Annotated in this window: 24 protein-coding genes; 18 read left to right on the top strand and 6 right to left on the bottom strand. The window is 36.1% G+C overall.

Features of this window, described 5'->3' with window-relative positions; translation table 11 throughout:
* Positions 1 to 6 precede the first annotated feature (6 nt).
* The 3 genes from sdhA to EKQ63_RS24080 all read left to right on the top strand — a co-directional run bounded on the left by sdhA (position 7) and on the right by EKQ63_RS24080 (position 3,093).
* Complete coding sequence (gene sdhA, locus EKQ63_RS24090; RefSeq protein ID WP_000676752.1) at positions 7 to 1,800, top strand: succinate dehydrogenase flavoprotein subunit; 1,794 nt, start codon at positions 7 to 9, stop codon at positions 1,798 to 1,800.
* Complete coding sequence (gene sdhB, locus EKQ63_RS24085; protein WP_001291827.1) at positions 1,793 to 2,554, top strand: succinate dehydrogenase iron-sulfur subunit; 762 nt, start codon at positions 1,793 to 1,795, stop codon at positions 2,552 to 2,554. The genes sdhA and sdhB overlap by 8 nt, the downstream gene beginning before the upstream one ends.
* A 92-nt stretch (positions 2,555 to 2,646) precedes the next feature.
* Positions 2,647 to 3,093, top strand: coding sequence for an acyl-CoA thioesterase (locus EKQ63_RS24080; protein WP_000822739.1), 447 nt, complete (start codon positions 2,647 to 2,649; stop codon positions 3,091 to 3,093).
* 35 nt (positions 3,094 to 3,128) lie between these two features.
* On the opposite strand, the gene EKQ63_RS24075 is transcribed toward EKQ63_RS24080, so the two are convergent.
* A complete protein-coding gene (locus EKQ63_RS24075) occupies positions 3,129 to 3,908 on the bottom strand; it encodes a M15 family metallopeptidase (protein ID WP_000720209.1) in 780 nt (259 codons plus the stop codon).
* A 264-nt stretch (positions 3,909 to 4,172) separates the two neighbouring features.
* Between EKQ63_RS24075 and motA the strand changes: the two genes are divergently transcribed.
* Together motA and motB are read left to right on the top strand one after the other, a co-directional pair.
* A complete protein-coding gene (gene motA, locus EKQ63_RS24070; RefSeq protein WP_087954167.1) occupies positions 4,173 to 4,967 on the top strand; it encodes a flagellar motor stator protein MotA in 795 nt (264 codons plus the stop codon).
* Complete coding sequence (gene motB / locus EKQ63_RS24065; protein WP_087954168.1) at positions 4,957 to 5,745, top strand: flagellar motor protein MotB; 789 nt, start codon at positions 4,957 to 4,959, stop codon at positions 5,743 to 5,745. Before motA ends, motB begins: the two co-directional genes overlap by 11 nt.
* 24 nt (positions 5,746 to 5,769) lie before the next feature.
* Here motB and EKQ63_RS24060 read toward each other — a convergent pair whose 3' ends face one another.
* Positions 5,770 to 6,597: a 5'-nucleotidase, lipoprotein e(P4) family gene (locus EKQ63_RS24060; RefSeq protein ID WP_087954169.1), complete on the bottom strand. Its 828-nt coding sequence runs from the start codon at positions 6,595 to 6,597 to the stop codon at positions 5,770 to 5,772.
* A gap of 344 nt (positions 6,598 to 6,941) precedes the next feature.
* On the opposite strand from EKQ63_RS24060, the gene EKQ63_RS24055 reads away from it, so the two are divergent.
* The 3 genes from EKQ63_RS24055 (at position 6,942) to EKQ63_RS24045 (ending at position 9,599) form a co-directional block, all read left to right on the top strand.
* Entirely contained in the window at positions 6,942 to 7,826 is an 885-nt protein-coding gene (locus EKQ63_RS24055; RefSeq protein ID WP_140168710.1) for an ABC transporter ATP-binding protein, read from the top strand.
* Positions 7,827 to 7,828: 2 nt separating this feature from the next.
* Positions 7,829 to 9,049, top strand: coding sequence for an ABC transporter permease (locus tag EKQ63_RS24050; RefSeq protein ID WP_087954171.1), 1,221 nt, complete (start codon positions 7,829 to 7,831; stop codon positions 9,047 to 9,049).
* Between the two features lie 118 nt (positions 9,050 to 9,167).
* A complete protein-coding gene (locus EKQ63_RS24045) occupies positions 9,168 to 9,599 on the top strand; it encodes an Rrf2 family transcriptional regulator (protein WP_000512998.1) in 432 nt (143 codons plus the stop codon).
* 59 nt (positions 9,600 to 9,658) lie between these two features.
* Here the strand turns inward: EKQ63_RS24045 and EKQ63_RS24040 are convergent, their stop codons facing one another.
* Positions 9,659 to 10,324 (bottom strand): aquaporin, encoded by a 666-nt coding sequence (locus tag EKQ63_RS24040; protein WP_087954172.1) that lies wholly within the window; start codon positions 10,322 to 10,324, stop codon positions 9,659 to 9,661.
* Between the two features lie 144 nt (positions 10,325 to 10,468).
* Positions 10,469 to 11,434 (bottom strand): DMT family transporter, encoded by a 966-nt coding sequence (locus EKQ63_RS24035; RefSeq protein ID WP_087954173.1) that lies wholly within the window; start codon positions 11,432 to 11,434, stop codon positions 10,469 to 10,471.
* A gap of 100 nt (positions 11,435 to 11,534) precedes the next feature.
* Here EKQ63_RS24035 and EKQ63_RS24030 point away from each other — a divergent pair, with 100 nt between their 5' ends.
* A complete protein-coding gene (locus EKQ63_RS24030; RefSeq protein ID WP_000658051.1) occupies positions 11,535 to 12,107 on the top strand; it encodes a helix-turn-helix domain-containing protein in 573 nt (190 codons plus the stop codon).
* Positions 12,108 to 12,178: 71 nt separating this feature from the next.
* Here the strand turns inward: EKQ63_RS24030 and EKQ63_RS24025 are convergent, their stop codons facing one another.
* Positions 12,179 to 12,364, bottom strand: a complete 186-nt coding sequence (locus EKQ63_RS24025) for a PspC domain-containing protein (protein ID WP_000044337.1) — start codon at positions 12,362 to 12,364, stop codon at positions 12,179 to 12,181.
* A gap of 182 nt (positions 12,365 to 12,546) precedes the next feature.
* On the opposite strand from EKQ63_RS24025, the gene EKQ63_RS24020 reads away from it, so the two are divergent.
* The 6 genes from EKQ63_RS24020 to EKQ63_RS23995 all read left to right on the top strand — a co-directional run bounded on the left by EKQ63_RS24020 (position 12,547) and on the right by EKQ63_RS23995 (position 17,647).
* Positions 12,547 to 13,788 (top strand): amidohydrolase family protein, encoded by a 1,242-nt coding sequence (locus EKQ63_RS24020; protein WP_143881576.1) that lies wholly within the window; start codon positions 12,547 to 12,549, stop codon positions 13,786 to 13,788.
* Between the two features lie 97 nt (positions 13,789 to 13,885).
* Positions 13,886 to 15,181: a purine/pyrimidine permease gene (locus tag EKQ63_RS24015; protein WP_143881575.1), complete on the top strand. Its 1,296-nt coding sequence runs from the start codon at positions 13,886 to 13,888 to the stop codon at positions 15,179 to 15,181.
* 165 nt (positions 15,182 to 15,346) lie between these two features.
* The gene (gene gerE / locus EKQ63_RS24010; protein WP_000659484.1) at positions 15,347 to 15,571 is read left to right on the top strand and encodes a spore germination transcription factor GerE; all 225 of its coding nucleotides are present in this window, start codon (positions 15,347 to 15,349) and stop codon (positions 15,569 to 15,571) included.
* 174 nt (positions 15,572 to 15,745) lie between these two features.
* The gene (locus EKQ63_RS24005) at positions 15,746 to 16,033 is read left to right on the top strand and encodes a hypothetical protein (RefSeq protein ID WP_087954176.1); all 288 of its coding nucleotides are present in this window, start codon (positions 15,746 to 15,748) and stop codon (positions 16,031 to 16,033) included.
* Between the two features lie 152 nt (positions 16,034 to 16,185).
* On the top strand, positions 16,186 to 16,848 hold the full coding sequence (locus EKQ63_RS24000) for a type 1 glutamine amidotransferase domain-containing protein (RefSeq protein ID WP_143881574.1): 663 nt from the start codon (positions 16,186 to 16,188) through the stop codon (positions 16,846 to 16,848).
* A gap of 160 nt (positions 16,849 to 17,008) precedes the next feature.
* Positions 17,009 to 17,647 (top strand): TetR/AcrR family transcriptional regulator, encoded by a 639-nt coding sequence (locus EKQ63_RS23995; RefSeq protein ID WP_087954178.1) that lies wholly within the window; start codon positions 17,009 to 17,011, stop codon positions 17,645 to 17,647.
* A 49-nt stretch (positions 17,648 to 17,696) separates the two neighbouring features.
* Here the strand turns inward: EKQ63_RS23995 and EKQ63_RS23990 are convergent, their stop codons facing one another.
* Positions 17,697 to 18,380, bottom strand: coding sequence for a type 1 glutamine amidotransferase domain-containing protein (locus EKQ63_RS23990; protein ID WP_087954179.1), 684 nt, complete (start codon positions 18,378 to 18,380; stop codon positions 17,697 to 17,699).
* A gap of 352 nt (positions 18,381 to 18,732) precedes the next feature.
* Between EKQ63_RS23990 and EKQ63_RS23985 the strand changes: the two genes are divergently transcribed.
* The 3 genes from EKQ63_RS23985 (at position 18,733) to gerM (ending at position 22,259) form a co-directional block, all read left to right on the top strand.
* Positions 18,733 to 20,058, top strand: a complete 1,326-nt coding sequence (locus EKQ63_RS23985; protein WP_143881573.1) for an MFS transporter — start codon at positions 18,733 to 18,735, stop codon at positions 20,056 to 20,058.
* A 210-nt stretch (positions 20,059 to 20,268) separates the two neighbouring features.
* Positions 20,269 to 21,078 carry a glutamate racemase gene (gene racE, locus EKQ63_RS23980; protein ID WP_000773996.1) on the top strand — a complete coding sequence of 270 codons (810 nt, stop codon included), beginning with the start codon at positions 20,269 to 20,271 and terminating at the stop codon, positions 21,076 to 21,078.
* Between the two features lie 131 nt (positions 21,079 to 21,209).
* Positions 21,210 to 22,259: a spore germination protein GerM gene (gene gerM / locus EKQ63_RS23975; protein WP_087954182.1), complete on the top strand. Its 1,050-nt coding sequence runs from the start codon at positions 21,210 to 21,212 to the stop codon at positions 22,257 to 22,259.
* The last annotated feature ends 104 nt before the right edge of the window (positions 22,260 to 22,363 follow it).

Below are 22,363 nucleotides of genomic sequence, written 5' to 3'. Positions count from 1 at the left end.
GAGAGCATGAAAGGGAAACTTATAGTAGTCGGCGGTGGCTTGGCTGGCTTAATGGCAACGATTAAAGCGGCGGAAGCAGGAGTAAATGTTGAACTGTTCTCTTTAGTACCAGTAAAACGTTCGCATTCTGTATGTGCCCAAGGTGGAATTAACGGTGCCGTAAATACGAAAGGTGAAGGGGATTCTCCATGGATCCACTTTGACGATACAATTTATGGTGGGGACTTCTTAGCGAACCAACCACCAGTTAAAGCAATGTGTGAAGCAGCACCTGGTATCATTCATTTAATGGACCGTATGGGTGTTATGTTCAACCGTACGGAAGAAGGACTTCTTGATTTCCGTCGTTTTGGTGGAACGCAACATCACCGTACAGCATTTGCTGGTGCAACAACTGGACAGCAATTACTATACGCATTAGATGAGCAAGTACGTCGTCACGAAGTAGCAGGACTTGTAACGAAATATGAAGGTTGGGATTTCTTACGAGCTGTTGTTGATGATGAAGGTGTGTGCCGAGGAATCGTTGCACAAGACTTACAAACTATGGAGATTAGAAGTTTCCGAGCTGATGCCGTGATTATGGCAACAGGGGGCCCTGGTATCATCTTCGGAAAATCAACAAACTCCATTATCAATACAGGTACAGCTGCTTCTGCTGTATATCAACAAGGCGCATATTATGCAAACGGTGAGTTCATTCAAATTCACCCAACAGCAATTCCTGGAGACGATAAATTACGTCTGATGAGTGAATCTGCACGTGGTGAAGGTGGGCGTGTTTGGACATATAAAGATGGTAAACCATGGTACTTCTTAGAAGAAAAATATCCGGCTTACGGAAACCTTGTACCTCGTGATATCGCAACGCGTGAAATCTTTGATGTTTGCGTAGAGCAAAAACTAGGTATTAACGGTGAAAACATGGTGTACTTAGATCTTTCTCATAAAGATCCGAAAGAACTAGATATTAAACTTGGTGGAATTATTGAAATCTATGAGAAATTTACAGGTGACGATCCTCGTAAACTACCAATGAAAATCTTCCCAGCTGTTCACTATTCAATGGGCGGGCTATGGGTTGATTATAAGCAGATGACAAGCATTCCAGGTTTATTTGCAGCAGGTGAGTGTGATTATTCTATGCACGGTGGTAACCGTCTTGGTGCGAACTCACTATTATCAGCAATTTACGGTGGTATGGTAGCAGGACCAAATGCAATTGAATATATGAAAGGTCTTTCTAAATCATCAGATGCTGTTTCATCTACTGTGTATGAACAAAATGAATTAATCGAAACAGAGAAATTTAACAATATTTTAACGCTCGATGGTAACGAAAATGCGTATGTTCTTCATAAAGAGCTTGGAGAATGGATGACAGATAACGTTACAGTAGTTCGTGAAAATAAAAAATTATTAGAAACAGATGCAAAAATTGAAGAATTAATGGCGCGTTACAAACGTATTAACATTAACGATACAGCGAGATGGAGTAACCAAGGTGCTTCATTTACACGCCAACTTGCAAATATGTTTGAATTAGCGCGTGTTATTACAATTGGCGCATATAACCGTAATGAGAGCCGTGGGGCGCATTACAAACCTGAATTCCCAAATCGTGATGATGCAAACTTCTTAAAAACTACGATGGCAAAATTTGAAGGAGAAGGAAATGCGCCGGCATTCCATTACGAAGATGTGGATATTTCATTAATTAAACCACGTAAACGTGATTATTCTTCAAAACACGATGTAGCTGCTAAGGGTGAAGAGAAGGGGGATAAACAACATGTCTGAGAAAACAATCCGCCTCATCATTACAAGACAAGACGGACCAGATGCGCAAGCGTTTGACCAAGAGTTTGAAATTCCGTATCGTCCGAATATGAATATTATTTCGGCGCTTATGGAAATTCGTCGTAACCCTGTTGATTCAAAAGGAAATCAAACGACGCCGATTGCATGGGATATGAACTGTTTAGAGGAAGTATGTGGTGCATGTTCGATGGTGATTAACGGAAAACCACGTCAATCATGTACAGCGCTTATCGATCAATTAGAACAACCAATTCGCTTAAAGCCGATGAAGACATTCCCGGTTGTACGTGACTTACAAGTTGACCGTAGTCGCATGTTTAATGCTCTAAAACGTGTTAAAGCTTGGATTCCAATTGATGGTACGTATGACTTAGGACCAGGGCCAAGAATGCCTGAGAAGAAACGTCAGTGGGCTTATGAGCTTTCAAAATGTATGACATGTGGTGTTTGCTTAGAATCATGTCCAAACGTAAATAGTAAATCGGACTTTATTGGACCAGCTCCGTTATCACAAGCTCGTCTATTCAACTCACATCCAACGGGTGAAATGCATAAAGCAGATCGCTTACGTGCGATTATGGGTGATGGAGGACTTGCAAACTGTGGTAACTCTCAAAACTGTGTGCAATCATGTCCAAAGGGTATTCCATTAACAACTTCAATTGCGGCGTTAAACCGTGATACAACAATTCAATCGTTCAAAGATTTCTTTGGTAGCGACAATAACTATTAATAAATATTGCCTCTTCATATCGAAGAGGCAATATTTATAACTTTATTTTTCTGTTTATTCCGTTTATTTCGAGATAAAAAGGAGAGGGAACAATGAAGAGGATTTCTTATATTGAAGACTTTGAGCAATGGGAAAGTGGTTTTTCGTTTTACAATCCTGTAAAGGTTCGTTTTGGTGAAGTAGATATGTTTGGACATGTAAATAATGTCGTTGCCTTTACCTATTTTGAAGAAGCGCGTATCGCATTGTTTAAAGAACTTGGATTTATGCAAGAATGGACGCATGAATCTTCAGAAACGATGATTGTTGTTGCGGATTTACAATGTAATTTTATTAAGCAAATATATTTTGATGAACAGTTGAAGGTGTATGTAAAAGCGGGATCAGTTGGGAATTCTTCATTAGATTTGCATTATATGGTGAAGAATGCAGAAGGAGAAGTTTGCTTAGTTGGTCGTGGTATGATGGTCCAAGCGTCGAAAAAAACGGGAAGAGGCGAACCGTGGCCTGAAGAGTGGAAGAAAAAATTAATACAATGATAGAGTGAAAGAACAATAAGAGAGCAATTGCTCTCTTATTTTTTATCTTCCATCGCCTCTTCTAATGTTAAATGATGTTTATATATGTATGTAGCGTATGGATTTCCAACGTAGCGCAAGTGCCACGGTTCATATGAATATTCTGTTGTTTCCGTTTTATCTTCTAAATAACGAATGACAAAGCCAAATTCATGAGCATGTTTTGCAACCCATTTACCTTCGTTTGTCTCTCCAAAAATAGGCTCTAATTGGAATTTAGCAGATTTTGAACTAATATCCATTGCTAAACCAGTTTGATGTTCACTCGTACCGGGAATGGCACTTACTGAATCCGCCTCAGCTTTTCCTTGACGTCTAACGTATGTATCATGTAATGATTTTTGGCGTTTGTATGAACGATAACCAGATACGGCTGTAAGTTCAAGTCCTTCTTTCTTTGCCGCTTCAAACATACTTTCAAGCGCATCTGCAGCATCTTTGCGCAGTAATGTTTTTTCTTTATCTTTTGGACTAGTAAATGGTACGTTTGGTCTCGTTAAGTCTTCAGGTGTGTATCCGTCTGGTAGTTTTCGATGTTTATTAACTAATACAAGATTAGACTCTGGATTTGTTACAACGGAAAAATCATTGTCTAGCTTCTTTGCATTATGATCAGCTTTTGGAAAAGCAGGAATCTCTTCTTTTTGGTGGTTACTATGCTGTTGACTTTCGACAGCTTTCGCATTATTTTGTAGTGGTGATTTAGAACTAAAGTAAGCGAAAGAAGTGATACCGATTACAATAGTAGTGGCAGAAATAATAATTATCTTTTTCATGATGCCTTGTAATCACAGTCCTTTCTTAATAAAATGTGTATTGTTTTTATTATAAGTCTAGTTTGTTGAAAAAGAAATATAAGAGTCGTAACGTAATAGAAATGCAAAGAAAATGTCAGAAAATGTGTGAAATTGTAGTATTTTTTCATTTAATTCATTTCTTATCTTTCATGAAATGAATTTTTTATGTAATATATATACATAAGAAGATGTAGCGATTATCGAGAATAAAGAACTTCTTGTATAGACTAGGAGTGAATGGGAATGGATTTTGCAACAATTATTGGACTTATTTTAGGATTTGTAGCAGTGGTAGTAGGGATGGTCGTCAAGGGCGCTGACGTAAATGCCTTATTAAATCCTGCCGCAGCATTAATTATTTTTATCGGTACATTTGCTGCAGTATGTATCGCATTTCCGATGAATCAACTAAAAAGGGTTCCAAAATTATTTAAAGTTCTTTTTGGTTCAAATAAAAAGGATTTGAGTTATGAACAGTTGCTAGAATTGTTTGTTCATTGGACATCAGAAAGTAGAAAATACGGTATTTTGTCTTTAGAGCAGCAATTAGACAAAATTCAAGATGAATTTCTTTTGCGTGGTATGAAATTTGTGATTGATGGCGTATCTGCAGAAGATTTAGAACAGATTCTAGAAGCCGAATTGGAAGCAATTGAAGAAAGGCATGCAAAAGGAGCGGCAATTTTTTCTCAAGCTGGTACGTATGCACCAACATTAGGGGTTTTAGGTGCTGTTATCGGTCTTGTAGCTGCACTTGGCAATTTAACTGATATTGAAAAGTTAGGACATGCTATTTCAGGTGCGTTTATTGCAACGATTTTTGGTATTTTCTCAGGTTATGTATTATGGCATCCATTTGCAAATAAGTTAAAACAAAAATCTGCAGCTGAAATCGAGAAAAAGCGTTTAATCATTGATTGTTTATTAATGTTACAAGAAGGTACATATCCGTTTATTATGAAGAACCGCATTTTAGGTTCACTTTCTGCAACTGAGCGTAAAAAGCTAGAAAAAGGAGCAGAAAACAATGCGGAGTAAGAAAAATAGAAGAGGCAAAAAGAAAAAACACGATGAGCATATCGACGAAACTTGGTTAATTCCATATTCTGATATGTTAACGTTGTTATTTGCATTGTTCATCGTTTTATTCGCAATGAGTAGTATAGATGCTGCGAAGTTTAAACAGATGGCTGTTGCTTTTCGAAGTGAATTAGCCGGTGGAACAGGCAACAAAGAATTTTTAAGTGATCAGAAGCCAAATGATGAAAAGGAATTATCAGCGAGTAGCCTTGAGGCAGAACAAACAAAAAAACAAGAAGAAGCTAGAGCCAAAGAAAAAAAAGAAATGGATGAATTGAAAGCATTACAAAAAAAGATTGATCAATATATTAATGAGAAACAATTATCCTCTTCTTTTCAAACTAAATTAACTGAAAAGGGATTAATGGTGACAATATTAGAGAATGTGTTGTTTGATTCCGGGAAAGCAGATGTGAAATTAGAATCTTTAGGGATTGCAAAAGAGATGTCTAGCTTACTTGTTTCAGCATCACCCCGTGAAATTACAGTATCCGGTCATACGGATAATGTCCCAATTGCCAATGCACAGTTTGCATCGAATTGGGAATTAAGTACGCAGCGGGCAGTTAATTTTATGCAAGTATTACTGCAAAATAAAGAATTACAACCAGAAAAATTTAGTGCGATTGGTTACGGAGAATACCGTTCAATTGCTCCAAACGATACACAAGAAGGAAAGGCAAAGAATAGACGTGTGGAAGTGTTTATCTTGCCTTTAACAGAGAATGCAAAGTAAAGAGGATGGCGAATGCCATCCTCTTTACTTTGCATCAAATGATTTTAAGTTGTCATGGCGGATTTTACCTTTTTCTGCATCTGATTTTTTGAAATCATAATCATATAAAGCACCTTCCCAATCGCCATACATTGGATTTGGGAAAATAATAAATTTCTCCCCAAATTGTGCTTTTGAATCTGAAACTGCTTGGTTTCGGTCCTTTACAGACTTTCCATCAAAACCAGTGAAGTCAGATAAGTTATCACCGAAGAATAAAACGATATCATGTGTTTGAGAAACGAGTTCACGGCGTTTTTCTTTTCCTTTTTCTTTCGGGTCTTGTAGTAATATATGTTCTTTCGTTGCTTGAGGAGCGCCTACACGCTCAAGGTTTTTAATTGTTGCATCTAATTGGTTCGTTTTACGATTTGAGATGTAGTAAATATCTACACCTTTAGACTCTGTATATTTTAAGAAATCAATTGCACCTGGAAGGGCTTCGGCTTCAGCCTTATTAATCCAGTCATCCCATTTATATGGATAGCCTTTGCCCGTTTTTACGCTCATTGCTTGATGAGGACTGTTGTCTAAAACAGTTTCATCTAAATCAAGTACGATAGCAGGTTTTTTTTCTGTCCCTTTTGCAAGAGCTGCATCAAGCTTCAATTGACCGATATTGTATCCTTGGTAGTACAGTGCTTTCGTTTCACCGGCTGTTTGATACCATAAATCAGCCATTAATTGCTGGTCTGTTAATTTTACTTTCTCTTCTTTCGCCACTGTTTTCTCTTGTGTTCCTGAACATGCTACAAGCGATGTAGATAGAACCGCTACAGATAATAAAGTGGTAATGCCCCTCTTCATCTTCATATGTATCCTCCTTGATGTTAGAAAATCAGTTAATATTATATATCGAAAAATAATATTTTTTGTATGAACATTTGCATATTGTCTTTTGTATATATAGTAGTATGTCCTATATTAGAAAGATGAGAAAAAATAGTGGGAATTATTTTGACAAGTTTAATTGTCGAAATGACAATAATAATTGACAAATCGCACGATAATATTTACAATTTTAACTAAATAGAACAAATGATGGATTAAGGAGATGTTACATATTAAGAGGATGAAGTGTAGTGCTATATTTTATCTTGTATAAACATAGTCTTTGAAAGAGAGTATGAATGATAGTAAAGGGGAGGCTTTATACTTTGAGTTTACAAATTCAAAACTTAACGAAACAATTTGGGGAATCAAAAGCAGTTAACGGCTTGCAAATTTCGTTACCAAAAGGTGAAGTGTTAGGATTACTTGGACGAAATGGTGCAGGAAAAACAACGACAATCAAAATGCTTCTCGGATTATTAACGCCTAATGAAGGCTCTATTACATGGGATGGAAAACCATTTGGGACTAGTGGAGTAACGATAGGGTACTTACCAGAAGAAAGAGGCTTATATACAAAAAGTAGAGTAGTAGACCAGCTGCGATATTTTGGCAGATTAGAAGGCATGACGAAAAAAGAAGTAGATCTTGCTATTGATCACTGGTTAGATCGATTAGCGATACCGGAATATAAATTTAAAACGGCAGGAGAGCTTTCAAAAGGGAACCAGCAAAAAATTCAATTAATTGCTGCTCTTCTTCATAACCCTGAACTTCTCATTTTAGATGAGCCATTTAGCGGACTGGATCCAGTGAATGCGGGAATGTTAGCTAGCATTATTGAAGAACAAGTACAGAGCGGAAAGACAATTATTTTATCTAGTCATCGTATGGAACAAGTGGAGGCTTTTTGCCAACATGTATGTATTTTGAAAAAAGGTGAAGCGGTCGTAAAAGGTCAATTAAGTGATATTAAAAAAGAATATGGTTTCCGTAATTTAACGATTGAAGATACAGAAGAGAATGAAAAGGGATTAAAAGCTATTCATGTATCGTATGAAAAACAACAAGGCCTTCTTTATGTGAAAGTGCAAGATGACGCAGAAGCTCTAAACATTTTACAACAATTGCAAGAACAAGGTATTACTTTACGACAATTTAAAATGTTAGAGCCAACGTTAAACGAAATCTTTGTAGAGAGGGCGAAATAACGATGCGTAAATTTTCTCACGTATTTTCATTTTATTTTAGGGAAGCATTTTTATCTAAAAAATCATTAATTACGAGTGCGATTTTGTTTTTAGTTGTGTTTGGGCTTTTCGCATTTAATCATTTCACAGCTGATAACGATAAAGGAAAGGATAAATTTGCTGTAGTAACAGAAAGCGATACGTATAAAGTGCAAGAAAGTGATATAACAAAGTTACTTCCGTCTGCTAAAGTAACGGTAGAAAATAAGGATAAGTTTAATGAACTACGTAAGCAAGTAGAAGATGGGGATTTAGACGGTTTATTCCGTATTACAGAAAAGAATGGTATCCCAGAAGTGACGTATATGTATAGTGGTTTTCCGAGTCAATCAACGGCTACACTTATGGCAAGTTATTTGAAGGAACAGTATACAGCGGTAATGATTGAAAAAAATAACGTATCTGCCGAAGTAGCAAAACAGTTACAGATGGAAATTCCGTTAAAACAAGAGGCGGTAAAAGATCATGCATCTTCCTTTGGTATTGGCTATGTTTTCTCGTTTGCTTTATATATGTTTATTATTGTGTTTGGAACTGCAATTGGGACGACGATAGCATCTGAAAAATCATCCCGTGTTATGGAGTTAATGCTTCCGAAAGTAAAACCATTAACAATGCTACATGCTAAAATTTTAGCAATTGTTTCTAGTGCTTTACTATTACTTATTACTGCTTTTCTTGGTTTTCTTGTACCGTATTTATTAGGTTGGGTAGACCTAGAAAATGCATCTTTAGTAGGACTTGCACTAGACTTTTCCAAGTTGGATGCTGTAGTAATTAGTATGTTTGTTGTATATTTTGTTACAGGCTATTTACTATATGCAATGTTATATGCAGCGGTTGGTGCTGTTGTATCAAAAATTGAGGATGTGCAATCTCTTTCGTTCCCAATTACAATGTTAGGTATAGCAGCATTTTTCATTAGTATTAAATCACTATTTGATCCTAATAGTACATTAGCTGTAGTTAGTTCGTATATTCCATTCTTTACACCTATGGTTACATTTTCAAGGCTTGTAGCGGGTGAAGCAGGAACTGTAGAGATTATTGTGACTTTAGTCATTTTATTGGTGACTATTGCTATCGTCAATATGCTTGCAAGCCGCATTTACGTAAACGGTGTAATGAATTACTCAGACAAAGTGAAATTTAAAGATTTAGCAAAATTCATAAAGCGTCAATAACGAGAGAAAAGCATGGTTTTCTATTGAAATCATGCTTTTTCTTTATGTATAAATTAAAAATAGTATATAATAATAAGAGTTGTCTTTTAATAGAATGAATAAAAAGGAGGGTGTGCAGATGGGGATTAGTAGTCGTTTTACAGTAGGTGTTCACATGCTGACATTACTTGCGATAGATCGAAACTCTCGCTGTACCTCTGAATGGATTGCCGGTAGTGTGAATACAAATCCAGTTGTGATTCGTCGCATTACAGGAATGTTGAAGAGAGCAGGACTTGTTGATGTACAAGCTGGTAAAGGTGGTACGACACTTGCTCGTGATTTAGAAGAAATTACATTACTTGATGTATATAAAGCAGTGGAAGTTGTAGAAGAAGGACAGCTATTTTCCTTCCATGAAAATCCCAACATTGAATGTCCAGTAGGAGCTAATATTCAATCAGTATTAGAAATTATTTTAATGCAAGCGCAAGAAGCGATGGAAAATGTACTTGCAAATGTAACAGTAGATCAATTAGTTACAAATTTAAAGTCTAAAATGAAAGAGTAAAAAAGCGAGCATCCTCATAATGAGGGCTCGCCTTTTTTTATTCAGAAATATTGAAAATTTTATTTTTCAGTATTTAAAATGAATTTACCTACGATAGCTGCTACGATACCACCAAGAATTGGTGCGATGATGAATACCCATAGTTGAGAAAGTGCTTCTCCGCCAGCGAATAAAGCTGGTGCGATACTACGAGCTGGGTTAACAGAAGTTCCAGTTAACGGAATACCTAATAAGTGAACTAAAACTAATGTGAAACCAATTACTAATCCTGCTAGAGAAGAACTTCCTTTTTTACCTGTTACAGCAACGATCACTAAAATGAATACGAAAGTTAAAATAAATTCAACTAGAAATGCTCCAGATAAACCAAGAGTTCCAAAACCGTTTTGTCCTAAATTATCTAAAGGTGCTTTAGCAGATTTTAAAATTGTTACTAACGTTGCAGTTCCTAATAAACCACCTAAAATTTGAGCTAATACATAATAACAAAGTTCCATAGCGTTCATTCTTTTGTTGATGAACATAGCTACTGATACTGCTGGGTTAATGTGACATCCAGAAATTGTTCCGATGCTATATGCCATAGCCACAATAGATAGACCGAAAGCCATAGCGATTCCTAGGGTTCCAATTCCTTCAATTCCGCCGCCAATGACAGCTACTCCAGTTCCGAATAATACAAGTACAAATGTACCAATAAATTCAGCGATTGCTTTTTTTAACATAATTTACCTCCTAATATTGCGCATGAAACGTATTATAACATAGGTTTTAGTATAAACAGCTAATGAAATACTATTCTGATAAGGGGGAATAGGGGGACAATAAAAAAAGAGTGTGGTTCTTTGTTTATAGAACCACACTCTTTTTTATGCTGTTTTTCTCTGTTTAACGACTGGAACAGATCGATTTAAAATGCTATTTGCAACCATTCCCAACATAATAATAATCATTCCAAGTAGGGAAAGACCACCAGGAAGTGAACCATTCAAGAAAATAATTTCGCCAAGTACGGTAAAAACCATCGTTCCAGCTTGCGTTGCTTCAACAGCTCCAAGCAGAGCGAGATTATCTTTGGCTAAGTCAGTAGCAAAGAAAAATGTCATTGTCGCTATAACGCCAGAACATAATGCTAACAAAAATCCTTGTAGCATTTGGCTTGATGTTGGAATACCTGTAGTAGAAAATCCGTATATACCAAGTAAAATTGTTATAGGAAGACTGCCTATTGCCATTCCTAATACACGTTGGAATGTATCAAGGCGCCCGCCAACAAGTTCCATCATTTTTCGGTTACCGAACGGATATAAGAAAGCAGCTAACACGACAGGTAAAAACCCTGAAATAAACTGAGTCATTGTAATGTGACCTGCTGCAGTTGCTTGCATAAAAATTACACCAAGTAAAATAAATAATGCGACATATAAACTACGAAGTGGAATTTTTCCGCGTACAAATTTCGTACCTGATTTTGTATCTATTTTAACGAAAAATAATGGTGAGAGTAGTAAACCTGCTAATATAGTAACTTGCCAAGTTCCAGCAACGAGCCAAGCGGGAGAAAAGACAGCTGCAAAACTTAATAAAGAATAGAAACCAATACCGGCAACAGACCCCCACCCGATCCAAGCCAAGGGATGTTTCTTTAATTCTTCCCATAACCCTCTTAAGTTTTTGCGAAATAAAACGATAAGGAATAAAATAGGGAGAGCGAATAAAAAGCGGAAGGAAGCTGTCCAAGCCCAGCTCGTTCCAGATACATTCATCGCCCGATTAATAATAAAGGTTGCGGAAAAAAAGGCTGATGATAAAAGGCCTAATAAAATTGCGCGCATGAAGTATAGCACTCCTTTCGAAATCCGATGATTATGTATAGTATAATATACTTTATAATAATAAAAGTAAACTATTTTATATTTTAAGGTGGTTTTATATATGAAAGAACATGAAGATATGCAAACGAAAGAAGTCATTCAGCAAGTAGGTCAGTTATTAAGGCAAATTCGAAATGAGCAAAAATTAAGTTTAGAAGAATTAGCTCAAAAAACAGGAGTTAGTAAATTAACGTTAGGAAAGATTGAAAGGGGCGAAACGAATCCGACGTTAGCCGTCATTTGGAAAATAACGAAAGGATTATCGATTCCTTTATCAAGATTGATGGTTGTTGGAGAGCCTGTAGCTGTTGCGCGCTGCGGAGAAGGATTTGCAGTAGATGTAGGACAAGCATGGCATTTAGAAACAATGTTCCGTTATACGAAAGAAACGGGGATGGAAATGCACCGTGCTTGTTTACGATCGAATAGTATATATGAACCAGAAGCGCATCATGAAGGTGCTATTGAGCTTGTGACGGTAATGAAAGGGAAAGTGTCGATTCAAGTAGAAAGCGATGTATACGAATTAAATGAGTTCGACTCGATTCAATTTGAAGCGAATAAGAAACATAGTTATAAGAATGAAGAAGATGAAGTAGCCGTATTACATTTAACGATGAAATATTCTTCATGAAAAAAAATCCCCTATAGAAAATCTATAGGGGATTTTGTATACGCTATGCACAAATATATGAAAGAAGGTTATTAGTAAGAGCGTGGCATAAGTAATAAACAAATAAAGTAAACTAAAAACCCCGTCCCAAAACATAAAACAGCAATGACCCAAAGTATGCGAATGAGAGTAGAGCTAATATCAAAATATTCTCCTAAACCACCGCATATACCAAATAGCATTTTATCAGTTTCGGATTTACATAACCTTTTTGACATCTTCCAATCCACTCCTTTTTATGACAAGCTATATACTTCTATTCTATATGGAAATTTATGAGAAGACTATGAGGTTGTATTACATTTTTTTTAGGAAACAGTCGTATTAATTGTCTTAATTTTCAGCAGATATTAAAATTATATCATGAGGTAAGTTTCAATAAAGGGTGGGAGGAATAGAGATGACGGTATATTGGCTGACTAATGTAATGCTTGAATCAGGGTATACATATGAAGAGGATAGAATTTCTCAAACAGAAACAGAGTTATGTAGTTTACGCATTGAAGATGGAAGAATTAAAAAAATGATAACAGGGACTATTCAAGAGGAAGGGGTATCAATTTTTGATGCCAATCGTTTATTAATTTTGCCTGCTTTCGAAGAAATGCATATTCATATTGATAAAACATATTATAGTGGTCCTTGGAAAGCTTGTATGCCAGCAGAAAGTATTTTTACACGTTTTCATGAAGAAGAGGAAATTTTGCCGAAGCAATTAGCAACAGCTCAAGATAGGGCGGAAAATATGCTAGCGTTATTGCTTCAAAATGGTGCAACGAATATAAGAACGCATTGTAATGTTGATCCGATTATTGGACTTGGTAATTTGGAGGCGACGTTAGCGGCGTTGGAAACATATAAAAAACAGGCTTCTGGTAGAATTGTTGCTTTTCCGCAACATGGATTATTGCGCAGTAATTCTGTGCAACTTGTGAAAGATGCGATGCGTATGGGTGCGCATCTAGTCGGTGGAGTGGATCCAGCTACAGTGGATAATGATATTGAAAAATCATTACATACCATTATGGATATCGCAGTAGAATTTAATGCGGACGTTGATATTCATCTGCATGATGCGAATAATCTTGGGACGTTTACGATGAAGAGATTGGCAAGTTTAACAGAGGAAGCGGGATGGCAAGGTCGCGTAACGATTAGTCATGCGCTTGGACTTGGTGGTGTTACAGATAAAGAGATTGAAGAAGTGGCGGAAAGACTAGCAGCTTTACATATTGATATTACTTCAACAGTACCAATTGGGAAACAAGTAATCCCAATTCCGTTATTAGATAAAAAAGGTGTGAAAGTTTCGTTAGGAAATGATAGTATTACAGATCATTGGTCACCGTTTGGAACAGGTGATATGTTGCAAAAGGCAAATCGATTAGCGGAACGTTTTGGATGGAGTGATGAAAAATCGTTAGGAAAAGCACTTCGCTTTATTACGGGGGGAAAAGAAACGTTAAACAGTGAAGGGAAGCGAGCTTGGCCGAATGTAGGAGATGAAGCGAGTTTTGTTTTGACGAATGCAACATGCGTCGCTGAAGCAGTAGCGCGTCAAACAGAGAAGCATTTAGTCGTGCATAAAGGAAATATTGTTGTTGGAAGTTTAAGTGAGGTTAAATTAAATAATCTTGTGTAAAAGAATCGTTTAAATGTTTTGAGGAGGGTTCTAATGGTGAGTAGAGAACTCTTCTTTTTTATTCTTACAATATATTTTTTTTAGGAAGCTAGAAGGGATGAAAAATTTGGACAATCAACATAACCAAAATCATATTATGGGAACTTTGCAATGGTTTATCTTTTTATTAGCGAATTCAATCGCATTACCAATTGTCGTTGGCGGATTATTTCATCTTACGACGGAAGAAATATTTTATTTAATGCAGCGTACATTTTTTGTAGTTGGTATATCATCTTTTTTACAAGGGTGGATTGGGCATAGACTGCCAATTGCGGATGGGCCAGCTGGATCTTGGGTTGGAGTATTTACCGTACTTGCTTACGCAACGGTCGGACAAGATCAATTACATAGTACATTGCAAATTTTAGAATTAGGAATGATAATTTCTGGTGTTATTTTAATAGGGTTAGGTGTAACTGGTTTTATTGGACGTATTTTATTTTTGTTTACGCCGCTTGTGACAGGGACGTTTTTACTTTTATTATGTTTACAATTAAGCGGTGTATTTTTAAAAGGAATGCTAGGGATTACTGCTACTGTTTCTCAAATCGATGGATTTACAGCGGTAATTGCGTTTAGCATATTTCTTTTCGTTATTATACTATCTAATTTTGGAAAAGGTTTTGTCAAAAGTTATGCGGTTTTAATAGGATTAATTAGTGGATGGATTCTCTTTCTCATTGCAGGAAAAGTGACGATTCCAGCTCAAGTAACTCATTTTGTGCAACTTCCGCAAATATTTGCTTGGGGACTTCCAAAATGGAATACAGGTATGGCTGTATCGAGTTTCGTTATGGTATGTATTTTAGTTTCAAATACAGTGGCAGCTATTATAGCAATTAATCAAGCTACTATTCAAAAAGGGACTATTGAACAGAAACAGTTGAAGGATGGAACATGGGTTGGAGGTATTTCGCATATCATTTCTTCTGTATTTTCAACTGTAGGTGTCGTGCCGTTACCAGCAACGGCAGGATTTATACGTTTAACGAAACAAAAATATATACGATCATTCTTACTAGCATGTATATTACTAGTCGTAATGTCGCTGTTTCCGAGTATAATTCGTTATTTAGCATCTTTACCATCGGCCGTCGCATCTGCGGTTTTAATGGCTTCATTCGTACAGCTAATTGGAATTGGATTCAATAATATAAAACAAGTGGAGCTTAATGAAAGGAATGTAACAATTTTAGGCGTTGCTGTATTATTTGGAAGCGGTGTTATGTTTTTACCGTCTGGAGCACTCCAAACCTTGCCGTCTGTTATGCAGTATATATTCGGAAATGGTTTATTTGTAGGTACTGTTGTAAGTATATTGCTAGAACAAATATGGCGTACCGAAAAGTAAGTGGATACAAAGAGTGTACGCACTGTATAAAAGTCTAAAATAACATGTGAAATAAAGCCCATTTTCATTCACCACCCGCACATTTCGTTCATACAATATCTTGACTAAATAAACACCCAACTTACACATACACAGCTCTGGCTTAAGCAAGGAGGGTTATACCAGTTGAAGGAAAAAGCGTATCAATCTAAACCTTTACTCACAAAGAGAGAGAGAGAAGTATTTGAATTACTGGTTCAAGATAAAACAACGAAAGAAATTGCAGGTGAACTTTTTATAAGTGAAAAGACAGTTCGTAACCACATCTCAAACGCAATGCAAAAGCTAGGGGTTAAAGGACGTTCACAAGCAGTTGTTGAGCTTCTTCGCATGGGAGAGCTCGAACTATAAGAAAGCAGCCGACTTTTATATGAAGAGTCGGCTATTTTTTTGTTTGTATTTTGAACTTAAAAAAGGTATCTCGGACTTTGAGAGGGAAGATATGTTTAAGAAAGAAATGTTAAAAATAATTATTTTAAAATATGATGAGGTATCCGTGTCATTCATGGATAAGAAGGTGCACATATGAAGTTGTATTTTAAGGATATGGAGATAGGTGAAATTAAAGATGTTTTTGGAGACATGCCATGGATGTATGGAACAATTCGTTTATTCGAGAATAGTAAACCGTTCCAAAAATATTTTCGTGAGATGGTAGACGAAGATAGTATATTTGATTTTGAAAGCATAGACCCTGAATTTTTATATGAAGAAAATTGGGCTATTTTTGATGAGGATGCTCAGCGGTATTTAGGGATTGATATACCTGCTATTCATATGGAGGATAACACGATTGCGTGGCGCTGGAGATAAAGTTATCAGGTTGTGAACATCTTATGAAAGAATTCAAACGAGAACAATAAGCAGACTTTTATAAAAAATGTCAGCTAGTTGTTCTCGTTTTTTTCGCTTGCTATATGAATGATAAGAACACTCCATACATAAATAGGTAGTAAGGAGGGGATATGTTGAAAAGGGTATTGTTAGTTTCAACAAGCGCTCATGATATGAATGGACACCCGACTGGTTTGTGGCTGGAAGAGCTCGCAGCTCCTTATAATTTGTTTGAAAAAGCTAAGTTCGATGTTGATATTGTGTCGATACAGGGCGGTAGAGTGCCGATTGATAGAGTTTCTATTCCGAACGGGATACCTCGTGAATTTAAACATGTCGCTTCTTTATTGCGAAATACGAAGCCGATCTCAACGGTTCATTTTTCGGATTATGATGCGGTTTTATTTGGTGGTGGGCACGGGGCGATTGTAGATTTTCCAGGTAATCCATATGCTGCAAATTTGATTGAGAATATGTACAACAACAACCGGATTGTAGCGGCTGTTTGTCACGGAGTAAGTTCTTTAGTCGGTGTGAAAAATAAGGACGGCTCGTTTTTTAGTGCGGGTAAGCATATAACAGGTTATACAAATGATGAGGAAAAAGCTGTACATTTAGAAAAGCGAGTGCCGTTTTTGTTAGAAAGTAAATTGAAAGAAGAAGGGGCTTTGTTTTATGTGGCTCCAAATTTTACGCCGCACGTCGTAGTAGATGGGCGTTTAATTACAGGGCAAAATCCGCAGTCTAGTATGGAAATAGGGAAAGCTATAAGAAGAGCTGTAAATAAAGTATAGAAAAAGTGCTCGTTACTCATAAAGGTAGCGGGCATTTTTTCTATAGTGTAAATTGAAAACCACTTAAACTAAAAAGATGTATCGAGTATAATGACTTCATTTATAATTAATCGTGAATTTGCTATACTATTTTGTATGGACAAAAGGGGAGGCTCTTTTAATGAGAAAAGTTGCGTGTGCAAATACTTATATTAATAAAATAAAGCCCGTTATTAGAAAAACGAGTTTTAGTCAATTGAAAATAGATGAAATTGCGAAGTATATGGATATTAGTAAAGCTACTTTATATAAACGTTTTTCTTCAAAAGATGAGATTATTGAAGCTGTGGTAGAAGATTTTATGAACTACCTTCTTGAAGGGGATGCGGATAATCAAGATGAAAGTATGTCTTTTGCAGAACGTTTCCAAAAGACGTTTATTCACTCTTTAAAATGTGTGACATACATTTCTGATGTCTTTTTACAAGATTTGAAAGAGGCATATCCGCACTTATCTGATCAGTTAGTCGCTGCACAACAAAATCGTAATCATAATTTGCAAATGTTTTTTGAAGCTGGTATGGAACAAGGCTACTTTAATAAAATGAACGCACAATTATTTATGGTGCAAGATGATGTGATGTTAAGACGTATTATAGATCATTCTTTTTGTATTCAGTACGATATTACGTTAAAGAAAGCGATACTTGATTTTTATCAACTAAAGAAGTATCAACTGTTTAAACCGGAGTATATAGACGCGATTGATGATTCTGAAATTGAAAAAGAAGTTATGGCTATTTTGCAAATGATTTCGTAAAAAAGCAGATTTTCCTATATGAATGGAAAATCTGCTTTTTTATTACATGTTATTTGTTTATGTGTTGTAATACTAATTCGGCTACTGGACCACCTGAAGCTGGGTTTTGACCAGTGATAACACGATTATCTTCTACAGCGTAAGCTTCCCAAGGCTGCGTGGCTTTTTCGTAAAGTCCTCCATTTTTAATAAGTTCATCTTCTGTTAAAAATGGAACGAATTGATCCAATTCAACTAGTTTTTCCTCTTCATTTGAGAATCCTGTTACTTTTTTACCACTAATTAAACGTTCCCCATTACTTAATGTGATATGAAATAAACCAGCAGCTCCGTGGCAAACAGAGGAAACAATTCCGCCATTTTCATAAATGCTACGGCTAATCATTTGGAGTTCTTTATTTTCAGGGAAGTCCCAAATCACACCGTGACCACCTGCGTAATAAATAACAGCATAGTCTTCCGGATTCACTTCACTCGGTTTCATGGTAGAACCGAGACGATTCATAAATTCTTTCTTTTGATACCATTCCCAATCGACGCTCTCCGCCATTGCTAAACTATGCGGATCAATCGGTGTATAACCACCTTGTGGGCTAACATAATCTACTTCGTAACCAGCTTCTTCAACTTTTTTAACGAAATGGACAGCTTCACCAAGCCAAAGGCCAGTAGCTCGATTTAAACTTGGATATTTTTCAACGCTCGTTAATACAACTAACATTTTTTTCTTCATCATAATCCTCCTATAATGTTTCTTCTATATATAAGTTCATTATTTTATTAAGTTAGAAATTGCAAATCTGAATAACCATGTCAGTCCTCCTTATATCGGATTTGAAATTAGTGTATAACAATTTTTGAACAAAGTAAACTAAAAACACTAAATTAGTTTACTTTGTGTATTTTTCGTTGACAAACTGTAATGCTGAAACTATGATAGTTCCATGAATAGCGAACAATGGACATGTTTCGTTTCGAATTCAATTTGTCGCGCGATACATTTGATGAAGTTGTTTAGCAGTGATGGAAGTGCTAAACAACTTTATTTTCATTTTTAGTTATTACAATCAGGAGAGGTGTTACACATGGGGAAAGATATAAGTAACCATTCAAAATGGTTTGTTTTCACATTATGTTTTATCGTTTTATTAGGACCGATGAATGCGGTTTTATTTAATGTTGCGTTAGAGGATATTGCTCATGATTTATCTATTAGTCAATCAAAAGTAAGTTGGGTTGTAGTAGGTTATTCCTTAGTTGTGGGTATTGGTTCAATGATATATGGGAAGCTTGCTGATCGTTATAGTGTAAAAAAACTATTGATTATTTCAATCATCATATTTGTAGCTGGGTCCATTATTGGATTTGTAAATCAATCTTATGCGATTGTCATTTTTGCAAGATTAGTGCAGGCGAGTGGGGGCGCGGCGTTTATCGCGCTTAGTATGATTGCGGTAGCAAAATTAGTCGTTCCTGCTAAGAAGCCTGGTGCTTTAGCGATGATTAGTTCTTCTATTGCATTAGCGGTTGGTATTGGTCCTTTAGTTGGCGGGGCTATTACAAATACACTAGGATGGCCATATTTATTTTTATTTATGGTTATTTCAGTAGTGGGGATTGTCTTGCTTATGAAATTTATGCCAGAAGAATCGCGGCATACGGATGAAGCGTTTCATTTTGATTACATTGGAGCGGTATTATTATTTGCGTTCATTACGACTGTTTTGTTAGGTGTCAATATGAATAGTTGGTTATTTGTGTTATCGGTAGCTTTCTTATTTTTGTTTGCGGTTCGCATGAAGAACGCGGAGCATCCATTTATTGATATTGAGTTATTTTCGAACAAAGCATTTCTTCGTTTAATAGCAATCGGATTTATAATGAATGTGGCGTTATGTGCTAATTTATTATTGTTGCCATTGCTGTTAGGAAGGGAGCACGGATTGTCTCCGTTTGTTATCGGAATTGTATTATTTGTTGCATCACTCTTTGGTATTGTGTCTAGTTTTATTACTGGAAAGATTGTCCCTTCGTTTGGAAATGTGAATATGATTTATGTAGCGTCTGTCATTATGATTGTTGGCTTTTTAATTTTAGGGTTTATTCCGAATGGAAGTATAGTCGTTATTGTATTGGCGATTATTTTGACGTTTATGAGTTATTCTGCCATTCAAGTATCATTGAACACATTTATACCAAAAACATTACATGCAGCTAAAGTTGGAGTCGGTCTTGGCTTATATAATTTAATTAACTTTTTCGGTATGGCATTTGGACCAGTTGTAGCGAGCAAAATTATGGAATCTACAAATAGTTATCGTTTGAATTTTATTTTAATCGTTCTGTTCATTTCTGCTCATTTCTTCTTATTAATAGGAATGTCTTCTTTCCAAAAAAAGATGGAGCATTAAATATGTACTTTATATAGAAGAAACCGACTTTCATATAGAAGGTCGGTTATTTTTCTGTCTTGCAAATTACGAAAAAAAGGAGCAAAATAAAAAAGGTCCTAGTCTATACAGGTACAAATGAAAAATTTCATATAGAAGCAGTTTAAGTGCGCGAACTTAAAGTGTGTAAAATATAATGATAAAATAAGATGATGAATGAGAAAACGGGTGATGAAGTTGAATAGAGCAATCGGTGTTATCGATTCAGGAGTTGGCGGTTTAACAGTAGCGAAGGAATTAATTCGTCAGTTGCCGAAAGAGCGTATTATATATTTAGGGGATACAGCACGTTGCCCTTATGGTCCACGTTCTCGAGAAGAAGTGCGTCAATTTACGTGGGAAATGACGGAGCATTTACTAGATTTAAATATCAAGATGTTAGTTATTGCATGTAATACAGCAACTGCAGTTGTATTAGAAGAAATGCAGAAACAATTACCAATTCCAGTGGTAGGAGTTATTCACCCAGGATCACGTACAGCTTTAAAAATGACAAACACGTATCATGTTGGGATTATTGGAACGATTGGAACGGTGAAAAGTGGTGCATACGAAGAAGCGTTAAAGTCTATTAATAATCGTGTTATGGTAGAAAGTTTAGCGTGTCCGCCTTTTGTTGAGCTTGTAGAGAGCGGCAATTTCGAAAGTGAAATGGCGTATGAAGTTGTAAGAGAAACGTTGCAACCGCTGAAAAACACTGATATTGATACGCTTATTTTAGGTTGTACACATTATCCGATTTTAGGTCCTGTTATTAAACAAGTAATGGGAGATAAAGTGCAACTCATTAGTTCTGGTGATGAAACGGCGCGTGAAGTAAGTACCATTTTATACCATAGTAAAATGTTGAATGAGGGAGAGGAACAAAGTGATCATCTCTTCTTAACAACAGGAAAAATAGGCCTATTTAAAGAAATTGCATCAAAATGGTTCGGTCAACCGATTGAAAATGTGAAACATATTTATTTAGAAAAAGAATAATAATAGAATTCATATAAGTGAACTCCTGAGAAATCAGGAGTTTTTTTGTTTATAGGAAGCGCAGCTTGTTCTAAAACATGAAACAGCTCGTATACATAATAGTACAAACTTAGATTTTAGGGGGGAATGGCATGCCTAAATCCACTTTTAAATGGGTTGTTGGTGCTACTGTGAGCGCTGTTTTACTAACAGGGTGTGGCTTTATAAATCAGGAGAAAGCAACGGAACAAATTGATCCACCAAAACAAGTTACGTATACAGAGGGTGGAAAGAAAGAAGTATCTAAAAAAGATAAGCAAGTACAAACGGTGAATAGAGAACTATACCTTGTTGATAAAAATGGCTATGTCGTACCGCAAACGTTAGCTATACCTACTCCGAAAGCAAATGAGGTTATTCAGCAAACATTAGAGTACCTTGTGAAAGATGGACCGGTAACGAATTTATTACCGAATGGGTTCCGTGCAGTCATTCCAGCGAATACATCGATGACCCTTAACTTGAAAAAAGATGGGACGGCAGTCATTGATTTCTCTAAAGAAATGAAAAACTATGCGAAAGAGGAAGAACGTCAAATCGTTGAATCTATTGCATGGACGTTGACGCAATTTAAAGAAATAAAACAAGTGCAGTTCCAAATAAATGGAGAAAAATTAGCGAAGATGCCTGTTGGTGGTACGCCGCTTGGGGAAGGTGTGAGCCGTGCGAACGGTATCAACTTCGATGATGAACAAGTAGCGGATGTAACGAATACAAAACCAGTTATCCTTTATTTTATGGCGCAAAATAATAATAAACAGCAATACTACGTACCAGTAACACGCCGCGTTGTAGAAGGAAAAGAAAATGATTATGCAGCAATTGTAGATGAACTTGTAAAAGGGCCGATTCATCAATCTCTTCTGAACGATTTCAATCCAGGAGTTAAGCTGATTACGAATCCGAAATTACAAGATGGAAATCTTACATTAAACTTTAATGAAAATATATTTATAAACCCAGATAAAAATATGATTTCAAATTACGTATTGAAGTCATTAGTGTTATCTTTAACAGAAAAGAAAGGCGTGAAAAGCGTTTCTATTGAAGTAAATGGTAAAGCGAATCTTATAGATGAAAAGGGCGGAAAGTTAATAAAACCTGTAGATCGTCCAGAAAACGTGAATACAGGTAGTTTTTAATCGTCAATAATTTGATATACTTAAGTAAGAAAGAGGAATTGCTTTTTGGGTTCCTCTTCTTTTATTGTATACATATCATACATTTAAATTTGGCTATACTAACA

The organism is Bacillus sp. BD59S (assembly GCF_007363175.1).
GTDB classification, from domain to species: domain Bacteria; phylum Bacillota; class Bacilli; order Bacillales; family Bacillaceae_G; genus Bacillus_A; species Bacillus_A pacificus.
Note: the sequence above shows the minus strand (reverse complement) of the source record. Positions and strands in the feature narration are given on the sequence as shown.